General features: G+C 68.5%; 25 protein-coding genes. 1 reads left to right on the top strand and 24 read right to left on the bottom strand.

Annotated elements, in window-relative coordinates:
* Positions 1-240: 240 nt before the first annotated feature.
* Together VKZ50_14740 and VKZ50_14735 are read right to left on the bottom strand one after the other, a co-directional pair.
* Positions 241-594: a hypothetical protein gene (locus VKZ50_14740; GenBank protein ID HLJ60979.1), complete on the bottom strand. Its 354-nt coding sequence runs from the start codon at positions 592-594 to the stop codon at positions 241-243.
* Positions 595-609: 15 nt separating this feature from the next.
* Complete coding sequence (locus tag VKZ50_14735; protein HLJ60978.1) at positions 610-1,299, bottom strand: hypothetical protein; 690 nt, start codon at positions 1,297-1,299, stop codon at positions 610-612.
* A gap of 456 nt (positions 1,300-1,755) precedes the next feature.
* On the opposite strand from VKZ50_14735, the gene VKZ50_14730 reads away from it, so the two are divergent.
* Positions 1,756-3,336, top strand: coding sequence for a hypothetical protein (locus VKZ50_14730; GenBank protein ID HLJ60977.1), 1,581 nt, complete (start codon positions 1,756-1,758; stop codon positions 3,334-3,336).
* A 52-nt stretch (positions 3,337-3,388) separates the two neighbouring features.
* Here VKZ50_14730 and pyrF read toward each other — a convergent pair whose 3' ends face one another.
* The 22 genes from pyrF to VKZ50_14620 form a co-directional block, all read right to left on the bottom strand.
* Positions 3,389-4,123, bottom strand: coding sequence for an orotidine-5'-phosphate decarboxylase (gene pyrF, locus VKZ50_14725; GenBank protein ID HLJ60976.1), 735 nt, complete (start codon positions 4,121-4,123; stop codon positions 3,389-3,391).
* 106 nt (positions 4,124-4,229) lie between these two features.
* The gene (locus VKZ50_14720; protein ID HLJ60975.1) at positions 4,230-6,215 is read right to left on the bottom strand and encodes an S-layer homology domain-containing protein; all 1,986 of its coding nucleotides are present in this window, start codon (positions 6,213-6,215) and stop codon (positions 4,230-4,232) included.
* Between the two features lie 453 nt (positions 6,216-6,668).
* Positions 6,669-7,061: a pre-16S rRNA-processing nuclease YqgF gene (locus VKZ50_14715; protein ID HLJ60974.1), complete on the bottom strand. Its 393-nt coding sequence runs from the start codon at positions 7,059-7,061 to the stop codon at positions 6,669-6,671.
* Positions 7,058-7,978: a DUF3084 domain-containing protein gene (locus VKZ50_14710; protein HLJ60973.1), complete on the bottom strand. Its 921-nt coding sequence runs from the start codon at positions 7,976-7,978 to the stop codon at positions 7,058-7,060. Before VKZ50_14710 ends, VKZ50_14715 begins: the two co-directional genes overlap by 4 nt.
* Positions 7,975-8,703, bottom strand: a complete 729-nt coding sequence (locus VKZ50_14705) for a polyprenol monophosphomannose synthase (GenBank protein HLJ60972.1) — start codon at positions 8,701-8,703, stop codon at positions 7,975-7,977. Before VKZ50_14705 ends, VKZ50_14710 begins: the two co-directional genes overlap by 4 nt.
* Positions 8,704-10,329, bottom strand: coding sequence for a glycosyltransferase family 39 protein (locus VKZ50_14700; GenBank protein ID HLJ60971.1), 1,626 nt, complete (start codon positions 10,327-10,329; stop codon positions 8,704-8,706).
* Complete coding sequence (locus tag VKZ50_14695; protein HLJ60970.1) at positions 10,326-11,411, bottom strand: LptF/LptG family permease; 1,086 nt, start codon at positions 11,409-11,411, stop codon at positions 10,326-10,328. The genes VKZ50_14700 and VKZ50_14695 overlap by 4 nt, the downstream gene beginning before the upstream one ends.
* A complete protein-coding gene (lptB, locus tag VKZ50_14690; protein ID HLJ60969.1) occupies positions 11,408-12,127 on the bottom strand; it encodes an LPS export ABC transporter ATP-binding protein in 720 nt (239 codons plus the stop codon). Before lptB ends, VKZ50_14695 begins: the two co-directional genes overlap by 4 nt.
* A gap of 32 nt (positions 12,128-12,159) precedes the next feature.
* Positions 12,160-13,107 (bottom strand): LptA/OstA family protein, encoded by a 948-nt coding sequence (locus VKZ50_14685; GenBank protein ID HLJ60968.1) that lies wholly within the window; start codon positions 13,105-13,107, stop codon positions 12,160-12,162.
* A complete protein-coding gene (gene lptC, locus VKZ50_14680; protein ID HLJ60967.1) occupies positions 13,104-13,778 on the bottom strand; it encodes an LPS export ABC transporter periplasmic protein LptC in 675 nt (224 codons plus the stop codon). The genes VKZ50_14685 and lptC overlap by 4 nt, the downstream gene beginning before the upstream one ends.
* 143 nt (positions 13,779-13,921) lie before the next feature.
* Complete coding sequence (lpxB, locus tag VKZ50_14675; protein ID HLJ60966.1) at positions 13,922-15,100, bottom strand: lipid-A-disaccharide synthase; 1,179 nt, start codon at positions 15,098-15,100, stop codon at positions 13,922-13,924.
* 6 nt (positions 15,101-15,106) lie between these two features.
* Positions 15,107-15,961: a UDP-2,3-diacylglucosamine diphosphatase LpxI gene (gene lpxI, locus VKZ50_14670; protein HLJ60965.1), complete on the bottom strand. Its 855-nt coding sequence runs from the start codon at positions 15,959-15,961 to the stop codon at positions 15,107-15,109.
* Positions 15,958-16,776 carry an acyl-ACP--UDP-N-acetylglucosamine O-acyltransferase gene (lpxA, locus tag VKZ50_14665; protein ID HLJ60964.1) on the bottom strand — a complete coding sequence of 273 codons (819 nt, stop codon included), beginning with the start codon at positions 16,774-16,776 and terminating at the stop codon, positions 15,958-15,960. The genes lpxI and lpxA overlap by 4 nt, the downstream gene beginning before the upstream one ends.
* A complete protein-coding gene (gene fabZ / locus VKZ50_14660) occupies positions 16,763-17,287 on the bottom strand; it encodes a 3-hydroxyacyl-ACP dehydratase FabZ (protein ID HLJ60963.1) in 525 nt (174 codons plus the stop codon). The genes lpxA and fabZ overlap by 14 nt, the downstream gene beginning before the upstream one ends.
* On the bottom strand, positions 17,284-18,087 hold the full coding sequence (lpxC, locus tag VKZ50_14655; protein ID HLJ60962.1) for a UDP-3-O-acyl-N-acetylglucosamine deacetylase: 804 nt from the start codon (positions 18,085-18,087) through the stop codon (positions 17,284-17,286). Before lpxC ends, fabZ begins: the two co-directional genes overlap by 4 nt.
* A 20-nt stretch (positions 18,088-18,107) precedes the next feature.
* Entirely contained in the window at positions 18,108-19,121 is a 1,014-nt protein-coding gene (lpxD, locus tag VKZ50_14650) for a UDP-3-O-(3-hydroxymyristoyl)glucosamine N-acyltransferase (protein HLJ60961.1), read from the bottom strand.
* Positions 19,122-19,132: 11 nt separating this feature from the next.
* Positions 19,133-19,534: a hypothetical protein gene (locus tag VKZ50_14645; protein ID HLJ60960.1), complete on the bottom strand. Its 402-nt coding sequence runs from the start codon at positions 19,532-19,534 to the stop codon at positions 19,133-19,135.
* 103 nt (positions 19,535-19,637) lie between these two features.
* Positions 19,638-20,852, bottom strand: coding sequence for a hypothetical protein (locus VKZ50_14640; GenBank protein HLJ60959.1), 1,215 nt, complete (start codon positions 20,850-20,852; stop codon positions 19,638-19,640).
* Between the two features lie 38 nt (positions 20,853-20,890).
* Positions 20,891-21,346, bottom strand: coding sequence for an OmpH family outer membrane protein (locus tag VKZ50_14635; protein HLJ60958.1), 456 nt, complete (start codon positions 21,344-21,346; stop codon positions 20,891-20,893).
* A gap of 70 nt (positions 21,347-21,416) precedes the next feature.
* Positions 21,417-23,321 carry a POTRA domain-containing protein gene (locus tag VKZ50_14630; GenBank protein ID HLJ60957.1) on the bottom strand — a complete coding sequence of 635 codons (1,905 nt, stop codon included), beginning with the start codon at positions 23,319-23,321 and terminating at the stop codon, positions 21,417-21,419.
* 97 nt (positions 23,322-23,418) lie between these two features.
* A complete protein-coding gene (locus tag VKZ50_14625) occupies positions 23,419-23,982 on the bottom strand; it encodes a hypothetical protein (protein HLJ60956.1) in 564 nt (187 codons plus the stop codon).
* A gap of 5 nt (positions 23,983-23,987) precedes the next feature.
* Positions 23,988-24,632: a sigma-70 family RNA polymerase sigma factor gene (locus VKZ50_14620; GenBank protein HLJ60955.1), complete on the bottom strand. Its 645-nt coding sequence runs from the start codon at positions 24,630-24,632 to the stop codon at positions 23,988-23,990.
* Between the last annotated feature and the right edge of the window lie 83 nt (positions 24,633-24,715).

The raw sequence follows: 24,715 nt of genomic DNA, 5'->3' as shown, positions 1-24,715 counted from the left end.
CACCGCCGCGTGATCCACGTCCCGGGCCCGATCATCCCTGGAGGCAATACGCTCAGATCGCTCGCCGCAAAGAGCTCAGCGCCCAGGGGGTGACATTTTCGCTGAACCGTTAGCATGACAGGATTGCTGAACTACGACACGGCGTCATGCGACCGGAACACAACGTCGCGGGCATCTCGCGACGCCCGCGACGTCCGCTCCGCGGCGTCCGGCACGCCGCAGAGCAACCGAATGGTCGATCTAGTAGTGAGGCGTCTGACTCGGCGCGGTCCCCGGCGGGTTCGCAACGTTCGGCGGCACGTCGGGTGCCGTCGTGTTCGCGGGCACCGTCCCGTTCGCGGTCTTCACGATCGACCAGGTCTTGCCGTCGAACTTCACGGTGTCGCCGATTTGAACCTGGTGCCAGAAGTTGTCGGGCACGCCCCAGGATTCATCACCCACCTGGAGCATCCACACGTCGTTTTCGCCCGTTCTGGCGTACTTCTGTGAAACGACGCCGTACACATACGGCTGACCGCATCCGACGCTGAGATCCGCGGCCAGCACGGAGAGCGCGAGGATGAAGATCAGCGGGGTCACCACACGAACCGACATGCGTGAGCACCTCCGCTATAGCCCTGCCGCCAGTATAGCGGTGCGATCCCCGCTTCGCAACCGAACCGGCTTGCCCCGCATCGACGCCGGCGCCAGCTGCGTCACGAGCCAGGGCACCGTCGGTGCCAGCGCGTTGCGCAGCACGTCGCGGACGAGGATCGCCGGCATGATGCCGACCGCCGACGCGGAGTGGCTCGTCTCCGCGACGATCCGGCCCTGTCCCGCGTCGAAAACCTGCACGACCACAGACGCCTGCGCGATGGGCATCCCGTTGCTGTCAGGCTCGAAGGGTTCGTTTCCGTTCCCCGCGACACTCAGCAGCGGAATCCAGCCGACGACGAGCCGGCCGACCCCGAGAGCCCCGGCGAGATCGGCGAGTCGCGAAAACGACAGCGCGTCCTGGGTGCGCCAGTGGATCGAGGCCTCGGCCCGCCCCACGGCGGCCTGCGGCACGACCGCGATCCCTCCGGCCGCGCCGCGGGCGAGGAGCGTCGCCAGTTCATCGGCGGCGGCGCGCTCGGGGATCACGGCGCCAATGACCGGCAGCGGGGTCGGTGCGTAGAAGTCGACGACGGCAACCGAAACCGGAGCAGTGGCCCCCGCGGCGACCGCCGCACACAGACCCAGCATGCCAACCAGGGTGGCGAGGCCTACGCCGGTCGATCCGGTCACGACCGAACGATGCCAGTTGTGCTTCATACCCACGCACCCCTCTTCGACAGCAACAAGACCTGGCATGGCGACCGAGTCCCTCATAGTATCCCAGGCCTCGGTATGATCCATGTCACGACGGGATCGAGCGGCACGGCGCCGACCGCACAACCGCGCTCCCGCTCGTGTCGCCGCCACGGACGAAGACTCTGTGCCCCCATCCATCCGGTCCCGAGACCGGGGGGTTGCTCGCGTCTCGTGATGTGCGGGCGCTTCGGAATCTATCTCATCCTTGGGCGTGTGGCCAGATGTTTCCCCCGAACCTCGTCCCATGTAGGGAGGCCCACATGGCGCCCCCCCAGAACGGTGAGATATGCGGGACCCAACCGGGGCTGTGAACAGCGAGAGAAGTTCACCGTGACGTCAATGGTCCCTGCCCCGAGCAGTTCGCACATCACGAAGAGATGGCTACGACCGACTACCACCGCCACCTTGGTGTGCCTCGCCACCGTGGTGCTCGGAGTCTACCTTTTTCGGCTATCAACGACCAATGGGCTGAACGCGGATCCAGCGAGCAATCTCTTGTATGCTGCAGACATAGCGCGCGGAAACTGGCTTCTGCACGGATGGACCTTGCCGCCGGACTCCTACTGGTTCACTGACGTGCTCATCTATATGGTGGCCCTTCCGATTCTTGGGCTGAACCCTGTGCTATTGTATGTCGTTCCGGTTGCTATCTGTCTCGCCCTCATCGCTGCTCTTGTGGTGGTTTCGACCACGGGGGCGAAACTTGGCCCGACCATCCCGTTTGTCGCTCTGCTACCAGTCCTGCCAATCATATTTCCGTCTCCTGCCATGATCTCACAGGTGTTGATGGGCCCTTTCCATACGGGGACACTCGTTGCGGCGCTCGTCTCCACACTTGCCTTGTATCATGCTCAGAAGATGATAGATCACGCCCTCCAACGGTGGTTGCTCGCCGGTTTCGCGCTTATCGTACTCACCGCTGCGGGAGTGAGCGATCCGTACACAACCATTGTCGCCGTGGTCCCGATTGCCGTAGTTTCACTTGCGCGTGTCCTGGCCGCTCAACGTCCCGTGGAGCGGCGAAGGTCCTTGTTGTCCCTGTGTACCGGCGCCGCCGCGTGGCTTGGAACCCTTGGTTGTGGTTCGCTCGTGAGGCACCTTGGGGGGGCCACCATCATCCCCTTCGGGGCCTCGACCATCTCATACGCCCAGATCGGGCAGAGCGTTTCTAACCTGGGGCGCGCCCTCCTGGATCTCGCGGGAGGAAACGTCTTCGGTCAGGGGATCAACCAAAATCTCGCGCCGGCCGCCCTGCGCCTCACATACCTTGCGGCGGCGATGGTAGCAACGTGGCTGGCATTGCGTGACGAGATGCGCTCCGCTTCGACACACCGCTCGCCCGAGGACTGGCTCACCACGGTATTGGCCGCTGCCGCCGCGTTTGTCTTCCTCGGCAACGTGCTCGGCACCGCCAATGAAGATATTCGCTACCGGCTCCCGTTGCTTCTCCTCGCCGGCGTTGTGCTGGCGCGGCGCTTTGGCGCCCTCTTAGCCCCATGGCTATCCCGCCAGAAGGGGCTTGCAGCGGGACTCGGAGTCGCGCTGATCCTCGTCTACGCTGGCCCTGTCGGACAATACCTTCACCATCATCCGGCGAGCGAATATAATCGCAAGGACGTGGCGCTCGCCCGATGGCTTGCAGCTCACGGGCTGCACTACGGATACGGGGGCTACTGGGAAGCTTCGCTCGTGACGGTGGAATCCCAAGGCCGTGTGATGGTACGGCCCGTGGTATCGACGAAGATCAACCAACCCGGGCTGGTGCCGTCGGACGTACCGTCCTCAGGATGGCGCATCTCCCCGTACAACTGGATGTCGAAGAACACGTGGTACTCAGCTACTCATCCTGCAAACTTCCTGGTCTTTGACCCCAGCTCGCAGTGGGATCGAGATAGCGGTGTGACCTTGACCATTGCCACGCAGACATTTGGCCGACCGAGTCATGTCTATCAAGGCGTGGGACAGTTCACCGTTCTTGTGTGGGACGGCCCGCTCCACTTCTAGCAGTCATGCCACCTCCGCCCCAGACCGTCTCAGCTGTCGAAGCCAGCGAGGTCTAGTTTGGGAGCTGCACGTTCGCCGCCGCTTCCCCGATCTCGCAAAGAATCTCCTCCGCGACCCGTCTCGGATCCGAGGCCCGGGTGATCGGACGTCCGACGACCAGCATGTCGGCGCCCGCCGCGACGGCGGCGCCGGCCGCGCGCACGCGTCGTTGGTCATCCTCCCGCCCACCGAGCGGGCGGATTCCCGGACAAACCAACAGGAACTCACGGCCGCAGGCCGTCCGCACCGCTTCGACCTCGAGGGGCGAGGTCACCGCACCGTCGAGACCCGCTGCCTGGGCCAGCCGTGCGAGCCGGACGACGGCGTCGGCGGGCGACCCCCCAACACCGGTCTCGGCGAGCGTCTGCGCGTCGGCGCTCGTGAGCAGCGTCACGCCGATCACCCGAAGGCGTTCGCCCCCAACAGCGGCCTCGGCGGACGCGGCCTCCCAGGCCGCGCGCATCATCGCCGTCCCGCCCGACGCATGGACCGTGCACAGCGCGATCCCCTGTCTCGCTGCCGCGCCGACTGCGGCCCCTACGACCGAGGGGATGTCGTGGAACTTCGTGTCGAGGAAAACCCGCCCGCGCCGCGCGATCGCGGCGACCGCATCCGGCCCGGCGGTCGTAAATAGGTGCGATCCGATCTTGAACCACCGCACGACGCCCCGGAGACCGTCTGCCAGACCTTCCGCGTCGGCGAGCGAGGGCATGTCGAGCGCGACGATCAACCGGTCACGTGGATCCACGCACGTCCTCCGCGTGGTACAGATGGGTCCAAAGCGGGTTCGGGGAGAAGCAACGGCGGCTCCCCGGTTTCCCGGGGAGCCGCCGCCTTGAACACCCGAGCGCCTGTTAGAAGCTGTAGTCGATCTGCGCCCGGTACAGCAGGAACTGCTCAATGTTCGCGATCTTGAGTTCGCGAACCTTGAACGTGATGTTGGCATTCTGCACGAAGTTGTACACAATGCCCGCCTCGTACGTGGAGAGCGTCTGACCGTTCGAGGCGAAGTTGCCGAACGCGCCGGACCCGTAGAGCGTCCAGCCGGTCCACGGCGAGATGCTCAGCCCGACTTCAAACGCGTTGGCGTTGCCAGGGTAGAGGCTGCCGTTCTGGTTGGTGTCGATCTCCTGGCTGCCGTACGGCGCGTAGAAGTTCTGGCCGTAGTTGACGTAGCCCGTGTCCATCGCGAAGTTGTGGCCGACGCCCAGCAACGCGCCGAGGTCCCAGTGCACGTTGACCTTGTAGCCGTTGTCGCTGGTGTTGAACACGGTATCGTTCCACTGTGCGTACTCGCCGTCGAAGTTCACGCCCGGCACGATCGTCCAGTCAAGATAGCCGTCCCAGCCGTTGCCGGCTGCGGGACACGCGATGCCGGGGCCGCTCGTCGCGGTGACCGACACGCAGTGGTACCCGTTCGTGGCGAGCGCCGAGGTCCCGAGGCCCGGGTTGAGCGAGCCGCCGCTAGGACCGTAGACGTGCCACTGGGCCGCGTTGCCAAACCCACCCGGCCCAGGAGTCGGGCTGTTCGGGGTGATGGTGTTGGCCACGTAGTCGAGGCCGACGCGGAGGCCAGGGATGACCTGGATGTTGGCGTTCGCGCCGTAGGCATCCTCGCCGAAGAGGTACTGACCGCCGCTGATCGCCGGGCTCGCGGTGCCGCCGAACGGACCGCTGTTACCGCCCTGGATCCGGATGATCGCGAACTCAAAGTTCAAGTCCGCCAGCGACGGAATGTGGGAATCGATCCGCAGGCCGTCCGCCTGGTTGAACCCACCGCTTGCGGTGGAATCTTCCCAGGTGTCCGTGTTGTCGTTCATGATCAGGCCGAACGGACCCCACTGAATCGGGTAGCAGCCGCCGCCGCACGGCGTGTTGTTGCCGAACCGGCCGAGCATGATCTCAAGCGGCAGGCCCCACGCGTTCCGCCAGTCCAGGAACGCGCTGTCGATTTCGCCGAACGCGCCGTTGCCGAACGCGCTGGAGGCACCCTCGCTGCCGAACGCGAGACCGCCGGTGCCGGAAATGCCCTCTTGGCCGCTGTTGAAGATCTGGTAGCCACCGGCGCTCAGGAGGCCGATGACGTAGTGGATGTCGGGTGTGACGGAACCGTCAAACCCGAGCTTGAACTCGTACCGCGGACGGTTCGTGGTCGGGAAGTTGCTCGCGTCGATCTGGGACGTACGCGGGTTCCCGTTGATGCCGAACGGGCTGCTCGCCCCGCCAGCACCCTGCAGGAACTGCGCCGTACCGGCACCCACGGTACCCGCGCTGGCGTTCACGCCAACGGTCCCGAGGTTAAACGCCGGTCCGGTCCCGTTCGCGGTCCCGCCGACGACGGTCTGGGACACGCCGGTCAGGTTCAACCCGCTCCCTGAACCGTAGCTGTTCCGCGCGATGTCTTCGCGGAACCGGAGGCCGCCCGTGATCCGGACGTTGTCCAACCGCGCCTTGATCGCGTTCAACTCTTCTTCAATCGCCGTGGTACGGACACCCAACGCGGCCAGTTCCGCCCGGAACTCGTTCACCAGCCGGTTGATCGCGTCGAGGTCTGCCTTCGTGACTTCCGGCGGCGTCGGCGCGGGGATCTGAATGCTCTCGATCCGCGCCAGCAGCCGTGCCACTACCATCGCCATCTCGTACCGCGTCATGGCCCGGTCGCCCTTGAAGGTCCCGTCGGGGTAGCCCTCGATCAGGCCCTTCGCCGCCAACTCAGCGATCGCGTCGTATGCCCAGTGGTTCGTGGGCACGTCCGCGAACGGCTGTGCGAAAGCGGGAGCAACCATGGCAAACACGAGCGCGGTCGCGACAGCTACCGCAATGTTCCTCATGCTGCCCATTTCATTCCCCCTTGCGTGTTGTGATGTCGGGGGCGGGCAGGAACCGTTGGCTCGAGTGACCGTGTTTTCTCGCGCCTCTGCGTTCCCGTGCGCTCCCCCCGTGCCACACCCGTCCCGGGATCTCACTCTGTCGTGCCTCCCCTCCTTCCGAGTGAGCGCCCGCTCGCGGCGTTTGGCCGCTGGAGCGGGTGAAAGCAAGCCTGATCAACTCAGGGGTATGGCCTGGTCATCGTATTCGCGTAACTGTTCGATGTCAAGGAAGCGACACACTTCCATCGGGTTCACCCTACGACGACGGGTCCCAATTTCCTGCACCGGGGAGAGAAATCGGTCAATGAATGTACGATCATTTGTTCGATTCTGTACAGGATATGGCTATATTTGCTACACAATTTCTTCTCTCAAACATGCCCCTAACCTCTCTCCGTCGGGCGTCGCCCTGCTGGACGAGGGTCATCGCCCACGAGATTGGAGATACGCCTCCCCGAGCAAGATCGCCGCGTAGTCGTCGTACGGTTCCGGCGGCACCAACAACGATCTCGGGATCAGACGCCCCAACCCGCGCGGCGGATGGTCCCGAAAATATCGCGTTCGCGCGAGGAGCGTGGTCCCCCGCTCATCCACGCTGACTACCGGAATCGCGCAGCCAACGAGGCGTGTCCGGACGCCGGCCGCGCCGGTGCTGTTGCCGACCACAATCGCCTCGACCCGGTAGGCCGTGATCCAGTCCCGGACCACGTCGGCCAGGGCGTCAGACGGGACCACGCGATGGGCGAGCACTTCGCCGGGCCGGCACACGGCAATTCCGCACTTGTCCCGCCCCGGATCGACCGCGAGCACGCTCAACGGAACGTCAACTGCACGGGGCCGACGGTGTATGCGTCGATCAGCGCGACCGCCCGCACGTCCACCATGGTCTTGCTCGACTGCACGCGGTCGAGCACCTGCAAGAAGACGGCGGGGTCGATCCGGAGGTCGGGCGGGGAGGACGCCAGCGCAAACGGCGGCGAGATGATGCCGTCGCGCTTCGCACGCTCCGCCGCGGCCGATCCCAGCGCGAGCAGCCCGGTCTCGACCTGCGCCCGTGTGCCGCGCCCGTCGATCTTCGCCAAGGCGATTGTCTGCCCAGCTTGATAGACTCGCACGTTGGGGAAGACGAGCAAGTTGGCCCGCAGCGGAAGCCCTCGCACGGTGTTTTCGCTGGCGATCAGCCGAACCACCATCGGCTGGGCCCGCTCCGCGATGTCCTGCGCCACAGAGTCCACGGTCACCCCCGACGGCGAGATGTGCACCATCACGCCGTCGGGCCCGGGCGCGAGCCCACGCTCCCGCGCCGCCTGGGCGGCCAGGTCGAGGAACGCCTGCACGCGCCGCCGGATGTCGGCGAGCGGCGCCTGACCGTCGATCACCGTGCGGAGGACCTCCTGGTCGTTCTGATAGACGACGTCGCGGAACTGGAGCGCGCGCAGTTGCGCTTCCTGCTGCGCGATCTCGGCTTCAAGCGTGTGCGTCTGTTGCTGAAGCTCCTGCAGGTGGAAGAGCGCCTGCCGCGCGTCGTTGCTGACGAGCAGCACGACCGCGAGCGTCACCACGGTGATGAGCATCCCGGTCACGATCGTGATGGTCTGGGCGGTGTAGCGGGGGCGAAGCCCGAACAGGGTCAGTCGCCGACGGCCGATGTTGCGCCCCACTAGGTTGCCGATGAACGCCACCAGGCCGCTCACGAGAATCAGAATCGGGATCAGGAGCGCGGCGCCGTTCATCGCGTGGCTTCCTCCCGGGCGCGAATCCGACGGCGCTGCCGCAGCCGCGCGAGCAACCGGACGTAGTTCAGCACCTCGCCCCGGTCGAGCTTGCTTTCGCCTCCGGCCCGCTCTTCAAACCGGTACGGTATCTCCTCCACCCTGTGCGCGCGCCCGGACGCCAGGATCTCGAGCAGCAGCTTATACCCGAGACCTTCGAACTCGATGCCGTCAAACAGGGCGCGCCGACACGCAAACAGGCCCGACATCGGATCGCGCACCGCCACCCCCAGCAGGGTTCGGGCGAGCCGCGTGGCGCCCCAACTCAACACCCGGCGGGACATCGACCACCGCGTAATTCCGCCCCCGGGCACATACCGCGACCCGATCGCAAGGTCCGCGCCCCCGTCGAGTGCGGCAAGCAGCGCCGGCACGACCTCCGGCGGATGCGATAGGTCGCTGTCCATGACGGCGACGACGTCCCCCCGGCCACGCTGGACCCCCTCAAGCACGGCCGACGCGAGTCCCGCCTTCCCGGGCCGGCTGAGCACGACCACGGGCAGCACGTCGCGCAACTCCGTGCCGACCTCGACGGCAACCGTCCCGGTTCCGTCCGGCGAGGAATCGTCCACGACGACCGCCTCGGCATCCCAGCGAGGCTGCCCAACGGCAGCGGCGAGCCGGCGGAGCAGGACCGGCACCGTTTCCCGCTCGTTGTACGTGGGTACGATGACGCTGACCCGCACTTAGCTCGACCCCCCGCATCCGGCGCCGGCGGGCTTCTCCCGCACGACCAAGTCGTCGCGGGCTCCCACCGGCTGAAGGGGTTCGGCGACGCGCGCGGCACTCCCCGCCAGTTCGGCCGGGGTCGTCACCAAGAACGCGCGCCCGGGAGCGCACAGGCGCTCCCGCAACGTCTCCGGATCGTTGATCCACACGACGGGGTGGTTCGTGTAGTAGACCAGGGACGCCGGCGTGCCGATGCGATAGCCGATCACCCGGTCGCCCGGCGCAAGGCGTTGGCCCAGTTCGATCGCCAGCGGCCGGATCGGCTTCTGCCGCTCCACCACCGGCAGCGTGAAGGTGTAGAGGACGCCGACGAACACGGCCACCGTCGCCGGCAACGTCAGGAACGCCCCGGTGTACCGGCCGAGACGAAACAGGACCGCGGTCAGTGCCGGCCCCGCGACCAACACGGCGAGCGGGACGATCAGGACGACCCGCACGGCCTCGAACGCCCGAGGATAGCGCACCGTCGCAAAAGCCGCCACCGCGAGCGCGAGCAGCGCGACGACGCCGATCTGAAGGAAGAACGATGTCATCAGCGTGCGATGGAGCCGCCCGGCGCCTTCGAATAGAAACTCTTCCCACAGCCGTGCGATCGCGATCGCCGCGAACGGGAAGATGGGAAACACGTCGTCGGGCAGCCGGCCGCCGATCGCCACCGCTCCCACGAACGTCACGCCGCACCACAGCAGGCACAGCAGGCTGCCGTCCTGCCAGCGGCGGAGGTAATGGTACACGAGCGCCCCGGGAAAGAACGCCGCCCACGGTACCGCGCCGAGGATCAGCACCGGCACGTCGTACAGCAAGGCGCCGACGCGGGGTTGCACCGGGCGAAGCCATGGGCCGCCGAACGCCGCCGTCAGAAACCCTGCCCCCGCGCGGACGACCTCCGCACCGTACCATGGAGCGGCGATCGCGAGGTAGATGAGACCTCCCCACCCCCACGGGATCTCCCGCCAGCGGCGGAGTGCGCGGCGGTACGCCAGAAACGGCACGAACACGGCGGCCAACAATACCAGGGTGACCGGACCGCGCGTCAACGTGGCCAGCCCGGCGAAGAGGAAGCTTCGAAGGTAGTCGGCCCGCCGTCGGTCACGGTAGCCCCGGTAGAACGCGTGCACGGCCAGCAACAGGAACGCCACCTCGACCACGTCCAGCACGGCGAGACGCGAGAGCAGCACGTACTCGAGAGTCGACGCGAGAATCAACCCGCTCAGGACACCGGTGCGCGGCCCGAACCACTCCCACCCGAGGAGACAGGTGACCCCGACACCGAGCACGCCGAACACCGCCGCCCACACCCGCGCCGTGAATTCCGTGAAGCCCAACGCCCACCCGGTCCCGGCCTGCAACCACATCCACAACGGCGGGGGCCCGAACCACGCGCTGCCGTCCAGGTGCATCGTGACCGGATCCCCGGTGGCCAAGATCTCCCGGCTGGCCTGCGCGTATCGGGGTTCGTCGAGGTCCCACAGGCTGCCGGCACCGAGCCGGAACGTGAACAGCCCAGAGGCGAACAGCAACACGAGACCGAGGAGAAGAAGCTCCCGCCGCCGGAGAAAAGACGCGCCCTCTGGCGCGCTCACCTGGCCGCCCGCGCCAGCAGGATCGCCCCGCCGGCGCAGACGACGGCGTCGGGGAGCCAGGCCGCGAGCACGGGGGACAGGAGTCGCCCATCCGACGCGAGCTGGGCCGGGATCGCGATCACGTAGTACGCCATCAGCACGAGGATACTGAGCCCGAGGCCCATGCTCGGTCCCGACCGGTGGGGACGCAGGCTCAGCGGTAGCGCGACGAGGGCGAAGACGATGCAGCTGGCCGCGGTCGCGAACCGCGAGTTGAGCTCGCCCACGAACGCGCGCGCGTCAGCGCCCTCGCGGTGCAGCGTCACGACCTGCCGGGCGAGCTCGCGCATGCTCATGTCCGAGGGCTGCTGCGGCGCGACCGTAAACTCCTGAGGGGAACGCGGCACGGTGACCGCGAGCGTGTCGAACGCCGTGGTCACCACGCTGCCGTTTTGAAACGCGTACACGCTTCCGCGGTGGAACGTCCACTCCACCCCGCGGCGGTAGGTGGCGTTCTGCGCCTCGATGATCTCGAGCGGCTGGCCGGCGTTGAGATAGACGACCGTCACGCCGAGCAAGGTGCGCGTTCGAGGATCGTACTGATGCGCGCTGTACAGCGCGTTCCCGCCGGTGGTGGGGGCCTGGAAGAATACGTTTTCCACGGGCCGGAGGTCGGGGCCGTGCGACATCACCTCGTTGAAGACGACCCGGTACTGGTCGTCGCTGAGGCTGACCACGCCTTCTGAGAAGATCAGCGCGCCGACAGTCGCGAGCGCGCCGGCGAGCACGACCGGCACCGCGATCCGGTACAACCTGATCCCCGCGACGCGCAGCGCGGCGATCTCGTTGTGATCGGTCAGCCGGCCGATGCCAAGCACCGTCGCGAGCAGGACGCCCATCGGCACGCTGAACGCCACGAAGTAGGGGATCTTGTAGACCATCAGGATGAGCGCGGTCTGCACGGCGATCCCCTGTCCGATCACCAGGCGCGCCAGATAGAAGAGGTGATTCATCACGAGCAGCACGCTGAACAGGCCGAGGCTGAATCCGAACGAGGACCCGATCTCGGACCAGAGCAGGCGATCCAGCAGGGTGAACGTCACAGCCGAAACCCCTCGCCGAGATACAACCGCCGTGCCTCCGAACTCTCGAGCACCTCCTCGGGCTGCCCGGTGAACAGGATGCGGCCGCCGTGGATGATCTCGGCCCGGTCCGTGATCGCGAGGGTGTCCCGTACGTTGTGGTCGGTGATGATCACGCCCAACCCCCGCTCCCGCAGATACCGGACGGTCTCCTGAAGCTCCTGCACCGCCCGCGGGTCGATTCCGGTAAACGGCTCATCCAACAGCAGGAACGCGGGATCGAGCGCGAGGGCCCGCGCGATCTCGACGCGCCGACGCTCGCCGCCGGAGAGTGTCCAGGCCCGTTGCGCGCGCACGTGCGTCAGCCCGAACTCCTCGAGCAGCTCGGCCGCCTGCTCCGAGCGGGCGTCCGGGGTGAGCTCCGACCGCTGCTCCAGCACCAGCAGGATGTTTTCCTCGACGGTCAGGCGCCGGAAGATCGACGGCTCCTGGGCGAGATAGCCGAGCCCGGACCGCACGCGGATGTCCACGGGTTCGCCGGTCACGTTGTGGCTGCCGATCCATACCTCACCCGCGTCCGGCCGTACCAGCCCGACCATCATGTAGAACGTCGTCGTCTTTCCCGCCCCGTTCGGGCCGAGCAGGCCGACGATCTCGCGCGGTCGCACGGACAGCGACACGTCGTCGACGACCGTGCGCTCCCCATAGCGCTTGGCGAGCCCGTCGGCTCGGAGCATCCCCCGCGAGCGTTCCAGCGCGATCACGGGGCTCACGGCGAGGTCCCCTGGTCGCCGCCCTGCTGCGGATAGGCGACGACCTTGGACTGCCCGTCCGCGGTGGCGTGGTGCTGCGCCATGTTGACCGTGATCGTGTCCGCGGTCACGACGTCGCGATTGCGCGTGAGCATGGCGTGCCCGGTGAGCACGGTCGTGTCGGTCCGGCCCGTGTATGTGGCCCGGTCCGCCGTCCCGTGCATCGCCTCGGCGGCCCGGTCGAGCGTGACGTGCCCTGTCGCGACCGCGTCCCGCGTCGCCAGGTCGGCAACGACCTGGTCCGCCTGCAACCGATCGCCTCCGCGCGTGGCCACCGCGTCACCGTCGACCGTCGCGTGCTGCGCGACGCGATCGTAGGTGACCCGGTCACCTCGAAGCTCCTGGTCGCCACGGGTCGCCACGACGTGGCCGTTCGCCACGACGTCGCGCCGATCGGCCTGGTCCCAGACTTCCACGCGGTCGGCGGTCATCGACGCCCATACGCCCTGGTCGAGAAAGCGTCCTGCCGCCTGGCCCTCGGCGAGGAGATGGCGGGCGCCGAGTTCGGCTACGATGTGGTCCGCAGTGAGCTCTTCGGTCGGCGTCGACACCGTGCCCCGTTCAGGAAGCTCGGCGCGCCGCGTCGATGCGCGATAGAAGATCACGGGGGCGACCAGCCGTTGTTCGCCTCGGGTCACGACGACCCGGGGCCCGCGGAACGTGTACTCCTCGGTCTTCGCATCGTAGTCGATCTGGGTGGCGCCGGTCACCTCGACCGGCACGGGCGGCGACGCCGGGGCTCCGGGGCCCTGGGTGGGGGCGCTCGGCGTCTGCCCCCACGCCGAACCGGTACCGAGCAGCGCGAGCTGAACCGCCAGCGCGGTCCCAAGCGCGGCGACCGCGCGCCGGCTGGCCCGGGCGCGCCCGCACGATGGTCTGGTTCCCCGTCGGAACAACAGCCTCACCGCACCGTCATGTGCACGTGGCCGAAGAACTGCGTCTGCCCGAGCCGTGTGTCGGAGACCATTCGGTCCGAGTACATGATGACGCGCTCCTCGACCACGCGGATGTTGCCGGTCCCGGTGACCTGCTCCGTCCCGGGAGCATAGTTGAGCTCGTCGGCGAAGATCTGCCGGCCGTTCGCGCTGACGCCGTGGACGTCCCCGGTCATCCGCACCTCCTTGGTGCGGGTGTCGTACACTCCCCGGGCGCCGCTCACGGTCATCGCGGATCCGTTCGGGTCGTAGAACACCGCGTGCACGTTTCGCAGATGCATCACCTGTCCGCCCTCCGCCAGCGCGATGTCGTCGGCGGTGATTTGCCATCGCCGACGGCCCGAGGCGTCGGTGTCCACGAGATGACCCGACCGCATCTCGCCGTTCGGAATCCCCTTCCCGGCCTGCGCGGCGCGCGAATCGGCCGCGGCCGGGGCTTGTGCGCCGGACGATACCGGCGTCTGTGCGGTGCCGCCCTGTTGCGGCGGTGTCGCGGCGGCGGGTGGCCGCGGCGCGGTGTTCGGCTGCGGGCCTCCCCGCGGCATGAGACTCCAGGCCAGCGCGGCAACGAGGACGATCGGAATCGCCCACAGCATGACCCGGCGTGCCATCAACACCGCGGATCTCGTGGTACTCGACATCGCGTGCTCGTTTGCCGACGCTCCCGGTACGTCATCGATCCGTAGAAACGCTCCATCGGTCCCCGCGCCGCCTGATATAGATATCCACGGATTCCCGCGCGCACCGCCGCGCCGCAGCATGCGGCGCCCCTCGCGCACTCACTCTATCGTATCGTGGCCTCCGCCCGCCTGTCCAGCATGCCGAGAACCTCGGCCGCGACGCGGTTCAACACACCGGCCGGCCCGAGGCGCTCGCGTACCGCCGCGAGGTCGACACGCTGGCGCTCGGCGCCGCCATCGAAGAGCCGCGAGAGCTCATCGTAAATCCGCGGGCCGGTGACCGCCCGCTGCAGCAGTTCCGGAACGACCGGACGCCCCAGCACGATGCTCGGGGTCGAGAATCCCGCCGAGCCGACCTCCGGCGTCAGGACAAACCGTCGCGCGATCCACTCCGTGATCGCCGAGACACGGTACACCACCACCATCGGCACGCCCACGCATGCCGCCTCCACCGGCGCGGTGCCCGAGGCCACGACGATGGCGTCCGCCGCGGCCATGACGTCGAGGGCGCGGCCGTCGACCACCCGGACGTCGACGCCGGAGCGCGCGATCGCCGACGCGACCTCAGAGTGCAGAAAGGGAGCGGCGAGCGGCAACACGCACCGGACCGGCCGCCTCCGGCCGAGCTCGCGCGCCGCGTCGAGCATCGGCGCCAGCAGGCTGCGCACCTCCTGCGCTCGACTCCCCGGCAGCAACCCGAGCACCGTCGCGCCCCCAGCGCCCCACTCGGCGCGCACCGCCTCCCGCCTCGCCGATGCCCGGTCCGCCGCGTCCACCGCAGGATGTCCCACGTACACGACGTCGGCCCCGGCGCGGCGGTACGCCTCGGCCTCGAACGGAAACACGGCCAGCAGGCGCACCGCGGCCCGCGCCATGCGGATGGCGGACGTCCCGCGCCGGCCGTACGTCTGCGGAGGAAAGAAATAGGCGATCGGCAGCCGCCCGGAGAACCGCGCCACGACCTCCCGGTTCATCCCGGGGAAATCGATCAGCAGCAGCAGATCCGGGCGCACGCGCTCAACCAGCCGAACGATGCGCCAGAACCGGGCGGCAAACACGGGCAGCCGCACGTACGCTTCGGCGTAGCCGATCACCCCCCAGCGCGTGCTGTCCACCAGCACGTCCGCCCCCGCGGCCGCCATCTCCGGACCGCCGACCGCCGACACGGAGAGATCCGGACGCGCACGGCGGAGCGCGGCGATCAGCCCGCGCCCCTGGTGATCCCCCGAGACCTCCCCGGCGATAACGACAACGCGTGCGGCGGATGATGTCGCGACCGGCACGCGGGGTCAGCCCATACCCGGGGCAACATCGACCGACGCAACCGCGATCCCGGCGGCATCGGCTGCCGCCACCAGCCGCTCCCGGTCGAGCAGGATCGTCCGGGCGGCCTCGACCGCCAGCGCGGCGCCCGCGGCGCCCGCGAGCGCCGCGATCGTCTGCGGCCCCACGACGGGAAGGTCGTAGCGGGGATCCTGGTTGGGACGGCTCACCTTGACGATCGACACACCCCGGGCGAGGGCGCCGGCGCGCTGGATCATCGCGTCGGTACCCTCCGCGGCTTCAACCGCCACCACCACGCCGCGGCGGACCGCGACGGCCTGCCCGACGTCCAATCCCGCGACGCCCCGGGCCACGCGCACTCCGAGCGCGATGTCCCGCGCCTCCTCGGAAGTCGGCGCGCGGCGGCCGAGCACGCCGGCCTCGGGGATGAGGTGGCCGACGTACCGCGTCTGGCTCGCCACCTCGAAGCCGGCTTCCTCGAGCACCCCGACGAACACGCTCAGGATGCTGGCGTCGCGGAGATCCGCAAACCGGAGGGCGACCTGGGCCCCCTGTGCATCCAGACGCACGCTGCGCATCGCCGCCAGCTTGTCCACTTTGCCGGCGAGCAACACCTCGCGCACGCCGTGGCGGCGCAGGGCGCCGATGAGGCCGCCGAGCTCGCCCAACGAAATCGCATAGTACGCCTCCGCAAGCCCCTCAAGAGCCGGATCGCCGTCGAGCACGTTGACGCAGATCACCTCGCGGCCGAGCCGCTTCGCACCCCTGGCGATCTCCACCGGGAGCGCCCCCGCGGCGGCGATCAGCCCGACCGGCGGCACGTCGGCCCCGCCGGCGTCCGGAGCGCGACCGACGCTCATCGCGGAAACCCCACTCCCCGCTTGCGGCCCGCGCGAATGAACTCGAGCAGGTGCGTGATCTCAGCGCACGGTTCGATCTCGGTCTCGATCCGCTCAACCGCGTGGGAGACATCGAGGCCGGACCGCACGAGGAGCCGGTGCGCACGCCGCAGTTTCTCCTGAACGTCCCGCGGCACGTTGGCCCGCTGGAGACCGACGCGGTTGACCGCGACGGTGCGGATCGGGTTGCCGTTGACCAGCATGTACGGCAGCACGTCCTGGACGACCCGGCTCAACCCGCCGATCATCGCCATCGTGCCGATGTGGACGAACTGGATCACCCCGACCATGCCGCCGAGCACGGCCCGGTCCTCGATGACGACGTGCCCGGCGATCTGGCATCCGTTCGTGATGAGCACGCCGCGTCCGATCCGGCAGTTGTGCCCGGCGTGGGAATATGCGAGGATCTCGGTGTCGTCCCCGACCACGGACTCGGTGCCGTCCCCCGTCGCCCGGCTGAGCGACACGTATTCGCGAAGGATGACGCGGTCGCCGATTCGCAAGACGGTCGGCTCTCCGGAAAAGTGGCGGTCCTGGGGCGGCCCGCCCAACACCGCACATGCCGACACCCGACACTCGCGCCCCAGCTCGGTATGCGGCTCGATCGTGACGTGCGGGCCGATCGATGTTTCGTCGCCGATCCGCACCCGCCGCCCGATCACCGAATACGGGCCGATGCGCACGCGGGCGCCGAGCTCGGCGTCGGGGTCCACCACCGCCGTCGGATGGATGTCGACACCGGACGGGGCGCGCGACGACGGTTTAGCCGCGCTCACTGGCCGCCTCCTCGCGGCTCAGGAGCTTCCCCCCGACCATACGCAGGGCTCCTTCCTCCGTGCCCCCAATCGAGTACGTCATCGACCCTTCGGCGACGACGACGCCGTCCACGCGCGACGCCACCTGCACCTTGCCAAACCGGCCGCGCGTCTTCATCAAGATCGCTTCGGTGATCAGCTGGTCCCCCGGCCGCACCGGCCGGCGGAAACGGACACGGTCGATGCTGGCGAAGTAGGCGAGCCGGCCCGCGGCGCCCGGTAAGAACGATACCAGCACCCCGCCGACCTGGGCCATCGCCTCCACGATCAGCACGCCGGGCATCACCGGATAGCCGGGGAAATGGCCGACGAAGAACGGCTCGTTGATCGATACGTTCTTGAGGCCGACGATCCGCTTACCGGGCTCCAACTCCAAAATCCGATCCACCAGGAGGAGCGGATAGCGTTGAGGCAGCCGCGCCATGATCTGCGCTACGTCCATCGGACCGGGCCTGCCTGCGTCCACCCTCATCCCCCTTGTTCCGCGATCGCCCGCGCAAGCGCCACGTGCAGCCGATGGCCGCCGCGCACCGCGATCACCGCGCCGTGCACATCGCCTCCGAGCAGCGCGAGATCGCCGAGCAGGTCGAGCAGCTTGTGCCGCGCCGCCTCGTTGACGAACCGGGGCGCGTTCAGGAACCCGCTTCCGCCGATCACAAGCGTGTTGTCCAACGAAGCGCCGCGCGCCAACCCTCGCTCGCGCATCGCCGCCGCGTCTCTCTCGTATCCCCACGTTCGCGCTGGCGCGATCGTCTCCTCGTAGACATCGCGCAGGGGATCGTACGTCGCGGCTTGGTCGCCCGGACCGGGAGGCGCGAGCGTCACGACATACGTCGCCGAGAACCTCGGCGCAGGCAGCGCGAGCGCCCACGCGTCGCCGTCGCGGACCCACACCGGCGCGCGGACGGCGATCGCCGGGCGGGGCGACGGAAGCGCCCGCACGCCGACGGCGCGCAGCGCGTGGACGATCGGCAGCGCGCTGCCGTCGAGCCCCGGGAGCTCCTCGCCGTCGACGTCGACGGCGAGGTTGTCCACGCCGAGCGCCCAGGCGGCGGACAACAGGTGCTCGACGGTTCGGACGCCCGCCTCGCCGCCGAGCGCGACGCACCCCTGCGTGTCGGTCACCGCATCGAGCGCCGCCCGCACCGGCGGGCCCGAGCGGTCGGTGCGCCCGAACACGACCCCCGCGTCCGCCGCTGCCGGCCGCACCGTCATCTGGACCGCACGGCCGGAGTGCAGGCCGACGCCGGACAGCGTCACCGGGGCGGCGATCGTGTGCTGCGGCCCGGCGGTTATGATCTCCCCTCGAGGCGCTCGACGCGTCGGCGGAGCTCCGCGATCTCGCGGAGCAGCTCGGGGACGCGTTGAGCGGCGGCCTGGGCCCGACGCTGCTCCATGCGCGGCCGAGCCGGCCGCCCCGCCACGACGGCACCCGGCGGAACGTCGCGCGTCACCCCGGTGTCGCCGACGATGATCGCGTCGTCGCCCACCGTGAGATGATCTGCGACACCGCTCATGCCGCCGATCAACACCCGGTCGCCGATCCGGACGCTGCCCGCAATGAAACACGCCGCCGCCATCGCGACGTCCTCGCCGATCTCGACATTGTGGCCGATGTGCACGTAGTTGTCGAGCTTGGTCCCGCGTCCGATCCGCGTCACCCCGAGCGTCGCCCGGTCCACCGTGGAGTTGGCGCCGATCTCGACGTCGTCTCCGACGACGACCGTCCCGACCTGAGGGATCGGCACGTGGCGGCGCTGCGCGTCCTGCGCGTAGCCGAACCCGTCGCTGCCGATCACCGCGCCCGCCTGCAGCACCACCCTCGCGCCGAGCGTGCAGCTGTGCCGCACGGTCACCCGCGGGTGCAAGACGGCGTCGGCCCCGACGCGCACGCCGTCTTCCAGCACGACGTGCGCACCGACGACCGCCCGGTCGCCGACCTCGACGTCGTCGCCCACCACCACGTAGGGGCCCAGCGACACATCCGCCCCCAACCGGACCCGCGCCCCCAGCAGGCACGTAGGATGAATCCCCGGCGCGGGCGATGCACGAGGCGCGAGGGCGCGCAACGCCAACGCGAGCGCCAGCCGGACGTTGCGCACGCGGATCGCCGGGAGGCGCGTGGGGGGCGCGTCGTCGGGAAGGATCACCGCCGCAGCCTCGACCCCGGGGAGGAGGCGTGGATCGGACAGCACCACAACGGCCCCCGGCCCTGCCTCGCCCGGGGCCGTGACTCGCGTCACCTCAACCGCGGGGTCGCCGTCGAGGCGTCCACCCACATGCCCGGCCAGAACCTCGAGCCGCATGGAGGCGGGCGCTACTTGAGCCGGTCGATGACCTGCTGGGTCACGTCCCGACCGCCGAGGTACGAGGAGCTCTTGACGACCACCAAGCGCAGCCCGTCCTGACGCGCCACCTGCGCCGCCGCGTCGTGGAGCTGCTGGTTGAGCTGATTCTCGAGATCGCCCCGCAGCTGCGTCAACTCGGTCATCAGGCTGGCCCGGCGCGCCGTGAGCTCGGCTGGGCTCACCTGGCCGTTCAGCGCGGCGAGCTCGGCGACCATCTGCTTCTCGCGGTCGTTGAGTTGCTTCTGGTACTCGAGCGCCTTGACGCTCTCGTTGAGGACCCGCTGCGTATCGACGACTCCGATCTGCGGCCCGCACCCGCTGACAAACAGCGCCGCCGCCAGGATGAGAGCCGCCCCCCCGAACTGCGACATCCCGACCTCCTCGCCCCCGTTAACCCGCCCCGTGAGTCCGCTGCGATGATGCGATCTCGCGGGCACCCCGGGTCTTCCCCCGCACGTTGTTGTGCACCCCAGCCTACCGCTTGATGCGCGCGATCAGATCGTCTGTGACGTCCGTCACGTCCACGGCCGCCTGCGTCTGCGTGAGGATGATGTCGTACCCCTTCTGTTGCGCCAGGGCCGCGGCCTCGACGCGCAGGTCCGCCAGGATCTCCGCCAGCAGACGCGCGCGCTCGCCCTCGGCGTCCTGAAGCTGGGCGCGCAGCGTCTGTCCCTGCGCCTGCGCGTCGGTCACCGCCTGCTGCTGGGCGTGCTCGAGCTGGGTGCGCGCGCCCTGCACGAGCGCCTGCTGGCGCGCCTGCAGATCGGCTTTGAGTTTCGCGTTCATCTGCGTGTTCAGTTCCGTCTGCTTGGCAACCAGGACGTCGTGTAGCCGGGCGTTGATCTCCGCTTGCTTCCGCGCCACCTGCTGCTGCGCGTCCGCGGTGAGCTGAGCCTGCAAGTCCTTGAGCTGCTGCGTATATGCCTGGGTCTGCTGCTGTTGGAAATCCGCCAGCGCCTGCTGGTTGGCCTTCTCGTGGGCCGCGATCTTGTCGTCGCGCTCTTTGGTCATCGCCTGAATCTGTTGGTCGAGATCCTGCTGTTGCTGCCGGTTGCCCGGCGCCACGGCGTCTCGCTTGAGATGCAGGTTCAGTAACGGCAGCCGGTACTGTTCCAGGGTCTGCTGCTGGAACTGCTCGTTGTCCTTGTCGAGCGCCTGCTGCTTGTCCTGGATGTCTTTTCCAAACTGCGCCTGCAGCGCTTGCTGCTTCTGATCGAACTGGGCCTGATCGGCGGCTCGGACCTGGGCGACGAACGCCTCGAGTTCCTTCCGTCCGGCGTCGCGCATGGCCGTCGCCGTTTCGGTGAACTGCTGCTGGAACTGAGGCCGCATCTGCTCGACCGCCTGCTGCGCGGCCGCCTGCATCTGTGGCTGAATGTTGACCTGCGGCATCTGGAACTGCGGTGCGGTCGGCGTCGCGAGCTGCGCCTGAAGCTGGGCGATCCGGCGGTCGATCGCATCGACCTCGGGCCACCGCGGGTGCGCGTGCAGCGCCCGTGTGAAGTCCACGACCGCCACTTTTGGCCCGGCCGGAACGGTGGCCGCCGGCGGCGCGGTCGAATGAGACACCGGCGTGCGCCCCTGACATCCGCTCAACACGCACACCACCGCCGCGCCCGCGCATGCCCACAGGACCCGGCGATCTGCGCCGCCCCGGCGGGGCCGCGGATCAGCGTACTGCGCGGCCATCGCCCCGAGCTCTCTCGAGGGACATTCTCGACACGCCCCTATTTACCGCTGAGCAACTTCGCGACCTGATCCGTGAGGTCGACGCCGCCGTAGAGCACCACCGTGCGGTCGAGCACCACGTTGATGCCCTGCTGCGCCGCGACCTTTTGGATCGCGTTGCGGATGTCTTTGTCGAGGCCGCCGAGCAGTTCCGCCCGCTTCTGGAGGATCGACTGGTCCACCTGGCCCTGCAGCTGCTGCCGCTGACCCGGCGACATCGTCTTCATCTTCTGCTGGGCGTCGGCGATCTGCGCCTGCGCGTAGTCGCGCAGGGCCGACTCGGCGGCCGCCTTGCCGGGGTGTGCGTTGAGCGCCCGCTGCATGTCCACGTAGCCGATCGTCCCGGTCTGGCTGCCGAACACCGACCCCGTCCGCGTCGCGACGTACCCGGCCGCCGCCAGCACGACGATCACCGCGACCGCGATCCCGATCGTCTTCACGTTCCATCGCATCATCCCTGATCTCCCTCCTCGCGCCCGCGCGGCGGCGACTCGCGCATCGCCGCCGTACGGCCCCCCTGCTGCGTCAGAACGTCGTTCCGGTGGAAATCCACAACTGCCCGCCCTCGGACCCGACGCCGTAGTCGACCCTGAACAACCCAATCGGCGTCTTCGCCGCGATCCCGAAGCCGTAGTCGATCTTGAAGTTGGTGGGAGCCGTCCCGTACGGCTCGGCGTCGCCGGCATCGGCGAAAACGATCCCGGTGATCCCGCCGACCGACTTGAGAAGCGGGAGCGAGTTCAACGGGAACCGGTACTCCCCGGTGACGATAGCCATCTCGTCGCCGCGGAACCGCCCGGTCGCGTACCCCCGCAGCGAGGTCTGGCCTCCGAGGTAGAACTGTTCCTGGATGGGCAGCACCCCGCTCCCCGTTCCCAAGTGGGCGTGCCCCACGATGGTGGCGTTGCCGGTCGGCCAGTACTGGATGACGTCGAGCTCGTACTTCTCGAAACGGAAGTCTCCGGCAATCGCGGACTCCGTGTTCAGCGCGATGACCTGCCCCGTCGTCGGGTTCACCATGTCGTTCCGCGTGTCCTGGTACGCGCCGAGCAAGACCGCGTTGACGATGCCCGGGGTGAAGACAAACCCGGTCGGGATCGTCGACGTCGTGAGGATCGACGCGCCGAACTGCGTGCTCACGGACTTGAGTCCGTACTCGAAAAACTGTTTCGGATCGGTGCGGATCGGCGCCGTGAACGTGAACTGGCCACCGGACTGGTACATCGTGTACTGGAATTGGTTGTTCAACCCGAGGCTGTAGTCGGTCGGGATCGTCGTCTGGTTGAACGCGGAGAAGTCGAGCACGGTCCGGCTGCCCTGGAAGTACGGCTCGTGGAAGGTGAACGTGAAGTTGTTGCCGTTCAGGGTGGTGCTGTCGTACTGAGCGCTCACCGTCTGCCCGTTCCCGCCGAAGTCGATGTCCTGGACGCCGACGAGGCCAGCCAAACCCGTGACCGTGCTGTAGCCCGCGCCGAAACTCAACGTCGCCGTCCGCTGCTCGGTCACCGTGATCGTCACGTCCACCGTGTCGGGTTGGGTGCCGGGACCCGGATCCGCCTTCACGTCGGAGAAGTACCGGGAGGCGAACAGCGTTTTTAGGCTCGCATTCACGTCGTTCACGTTGAAGACGTCTCCGGGCTTGAACGTCAGTTCGCGGCGGACGACGTAGTCCTTCGTCTTGTGCAGGCCCTCGATCTTGATCGCCTCGATCCGTCCCTCCGTGATGACGAGCGACAGCACGCCCTTCTCGTCCACGGAGATGTCCGACACCCTGGCCAGCGCGTACCCCTTACCCTGGTAGAGGCTCTCTACCGCCTGCGCGCCCTGCCGCATCGCGATCGTGTTCAGGACCTGTCCAGCCGGCACCTTAAGCGCCTGCTCGATGTCTGCGGTCGAGATGACGGTGTTGCCCGTGATCTTGACGGCGCTGATCACCGGGTTTTCCGCCACGATGAACACCACGGTCACCCCGTCCGCGGAGGGCTCGAGCCGCAGCACGGCGTCCGCAAACAGGCCGAGGCTGAGAATCGCCTGCACGTCGTTGCGCAGGCGCTCCTCGTTCAAGGGGTCGCCCGGCTTCGTCGAGACGGCCCCGAGCACCGTGTCGGTGGGGACGTGATCGTTACCGCGCACCACGACGTCCAGCACCTTCTGCGGCGGGAGCGTCTGCTGCGGCGTCCCCGGGATGGGTTGGAATGGGGACGGCGCGGGTGGCGACGGCGGCGTTTGCTGGCCCGGCTGAGCCGGCTGCGTGGTCGGCGCCGGCGGCTGCGCCTGGCCCGGTTGCGTCGCGGGTGGGGTGGTCGGCGCCGTCGGCTGCGCCTGGTTCGGTTGCGTCGTCGGTGCGGTCGACGGCTGCGCCGCCAACCATCCGGAGCCCGGCCACGCCAGGAGGAGCACCCAGATCAGACCTGCCCCTATTGCGCGCACCGCTCGCATCCGTCGTTTGGGCACGGCCACGCTGTCCTCCATGCTGCGTGATGGTCTTCCCGAACCGGCACCCCGCCGCCCCACTTCGGGGCGGGCGTCAGAAGGCAGCGGCAGGATGATCGAGATCCCCAGGTGTGGCGAGCATCGCCGGTCCGCTCGCAGAAGTCGGCGTGAACTGTCCAAACTGGGACATCAACTCATCCACAAACTGCTGGCCGGAGAGACCGGAACCCACCCCGGTCGTTGGCCCGGGCGACGCCTGCGGACCGGACGACATCAGCGTCAGAAAGTCCCCGGTATCCAGCCGCACAACCCCCCACGACTCGTTGCCCAGCGGCGCCATGTGGGCGGCGTGTGCGACCGGGAACGCCGCGGCGCGCGGCGTTGCCGCCCCTGACAGAAACGCGCCGCATGCCGCCGCCAGCAGCACGGCGGCGCCGAGCGCCCCCACGGTCACAAGCCGCGTCCGACGGAACGGCCGCGCGGAGGTCTCTTCGATCGGCTGGGAGCCCGCTTCGCGCGCGTGCCGCACCTCGGCCTCGGCCAGCAGCAGGCGCAGCACCGCGCCCCGAAAGTCGCCTCTCCGATAGTCACTCCGGGCCCACCGGAGCCACTCCTCGGCGTGCCTAAGGTGGTGGAGCAACGCGTCTGGCTCGCGCATCGCGCTTATTCGTGGACTCCTTGTGCCCGCAGTCCGCCCGCGGCCGGAGCGACCAGTTCCCGGATCCGCTGCAGCGCGTGCTTCTGCAGGCGGTAGAAGTGAGACAGACTGATCTTCAGTTCGCCGGCGATGCGGCGGGGTTCCTCCGCGCCGAGGAAAGATCCGTGCAGGATCCGGCGCTCTCGCTCGTCCGGAAGCCGGTCGATCGCGGCGACGATCTGCTCCACCAACACCTCGTCCTCGACGGCCCCCAACAGGTCGGTGGCCGCGGGATCGGGAACACGCTCCAGGAACGACTCGTCGTGGCTGGCGACGTCCCGCGCCGCGGGACGCTCGCGTCGCAACGCGTTGAGGATGCGGCCGCGGATCCGGAACGTGGCGAAGGTGCTGAACCGTACACCCCGCTCCGGGTCGAACCGTTCGACCGCCTCGATCAGCCCCACCGTCCCCTCTTGGATCATGTCCATGATGATCGCCTCGCGCAGCCGCAGTTGCATGGCAACCTTGAACACGAGCGGTTGGTACGCCTCGATCAGCCGCGCACGGCTCCGGCCGTCACCGCGCCCCCGGTACGCATGCCACAGGCGCGCCTCATCCATCGGTCGGAGCAACGCAACTTTTTGCAGCTCGCGCAGGTACTCTGTGAACACAGATCACGCTCCATTCCTACAATGTCCGTGCCCCCCGAGGCGGACTCTCCTCCACGACCGCCATCCCCCACCGGCGACGCCGG

This window comes from bacterium, from assembly GCA_035295165.1.
Lineage (GTDB): Bacteria > Sysuimicrobiota > Sysuimicrobiia > Sysuimicrobiales > Segetimicrobiaceae > JAJPIA01.
Note: the sequence above shows the minus strand (reverse complement) of the source record. Positions and strands in the feature narration are given on the sequence as shown.

Coding starts and splice junctions, on each gene's coding strand:
- VKZ50_14740 (HLJ60979.1), bottom strand. CDS start 594: ATGTCGGTTCGTGTGGTGACCCCGCTGATCTTCATCCTCGCGCTCTCC.
- VKZ50_14720 (HLJ60975.1), bottom strand. CDS start 6,215: ATGGGCAGCATGAGGAACATTGCGGTAGCTGTCGCGACCGCGCTCGTG.
- VKZ50_14710 (HLJ60973.1), bottom strand. CDS start 7,978: ATGAACGGCGCCGCGCTCCTGATCCCGATTCTGATTCTCGTGAGCGGC.
- lptB (HLJ60969.1), bottom strand. CDS start 12,127: ATGCTCCGAGCCGACGGGCTCGCCAAGCGCTATGGGGAGCGCACGGTC.
- lptC (HLJ60967.1), bottom strand. CDS start 13,778: ATGTCGAGTACCACGAGATCCGCGGTGTTGATGGCACGCCGGGTCATG.
- lpxI (HLJ60965.1), bottom strand. CDS start 15,961: ATGAGCGTCGGTCGCGCTCCGGACGCCGGCGGGGCCGACGTGCCGCCG.
- fabZ (HLJ60963.1), bottom strand. CDS start 17,287: ATGAGGGTGGACGCAGGCAGGCCCGGTCCGATGGACGTAGCGCAGATC.
- lpxD (HLJ60961.1), bottom strand. CDS start 19,121: ATGCGGCTCGAGGTTCTGGCCGGGCATGTGGGTGGACGCCTCGACGGC.
- VKZ50_14645 (HLJ60960.1), bottom strand. CDS start 19,534: ATGTCGCAGTTCGGGGGGGCGGCTCTCATCCTGGCGGCGGCGCTGTTT.
- VKZ50_14640 (HLJ60959.1), bottom strand. CDS start 20,852: ATGGCCGCGCAGTACGCTGATCCGCGGCCCCGCCGGGGCGGCGCAGAT.
- VKZ50_14635 (HLJ60958.1), bottom strand. CDS start 21,346: ATGATGCGATGGAACGTGAAGACGATCGGGATCGCGGTCGCGGTGATC.
- VKZ50_14625 (HLJ60956.1), bottom strand. CDS start 23,982: ATGCGCGAGCCAGACGCGTTGCTCCACCACCTTAGGCACGCCGAGGAG.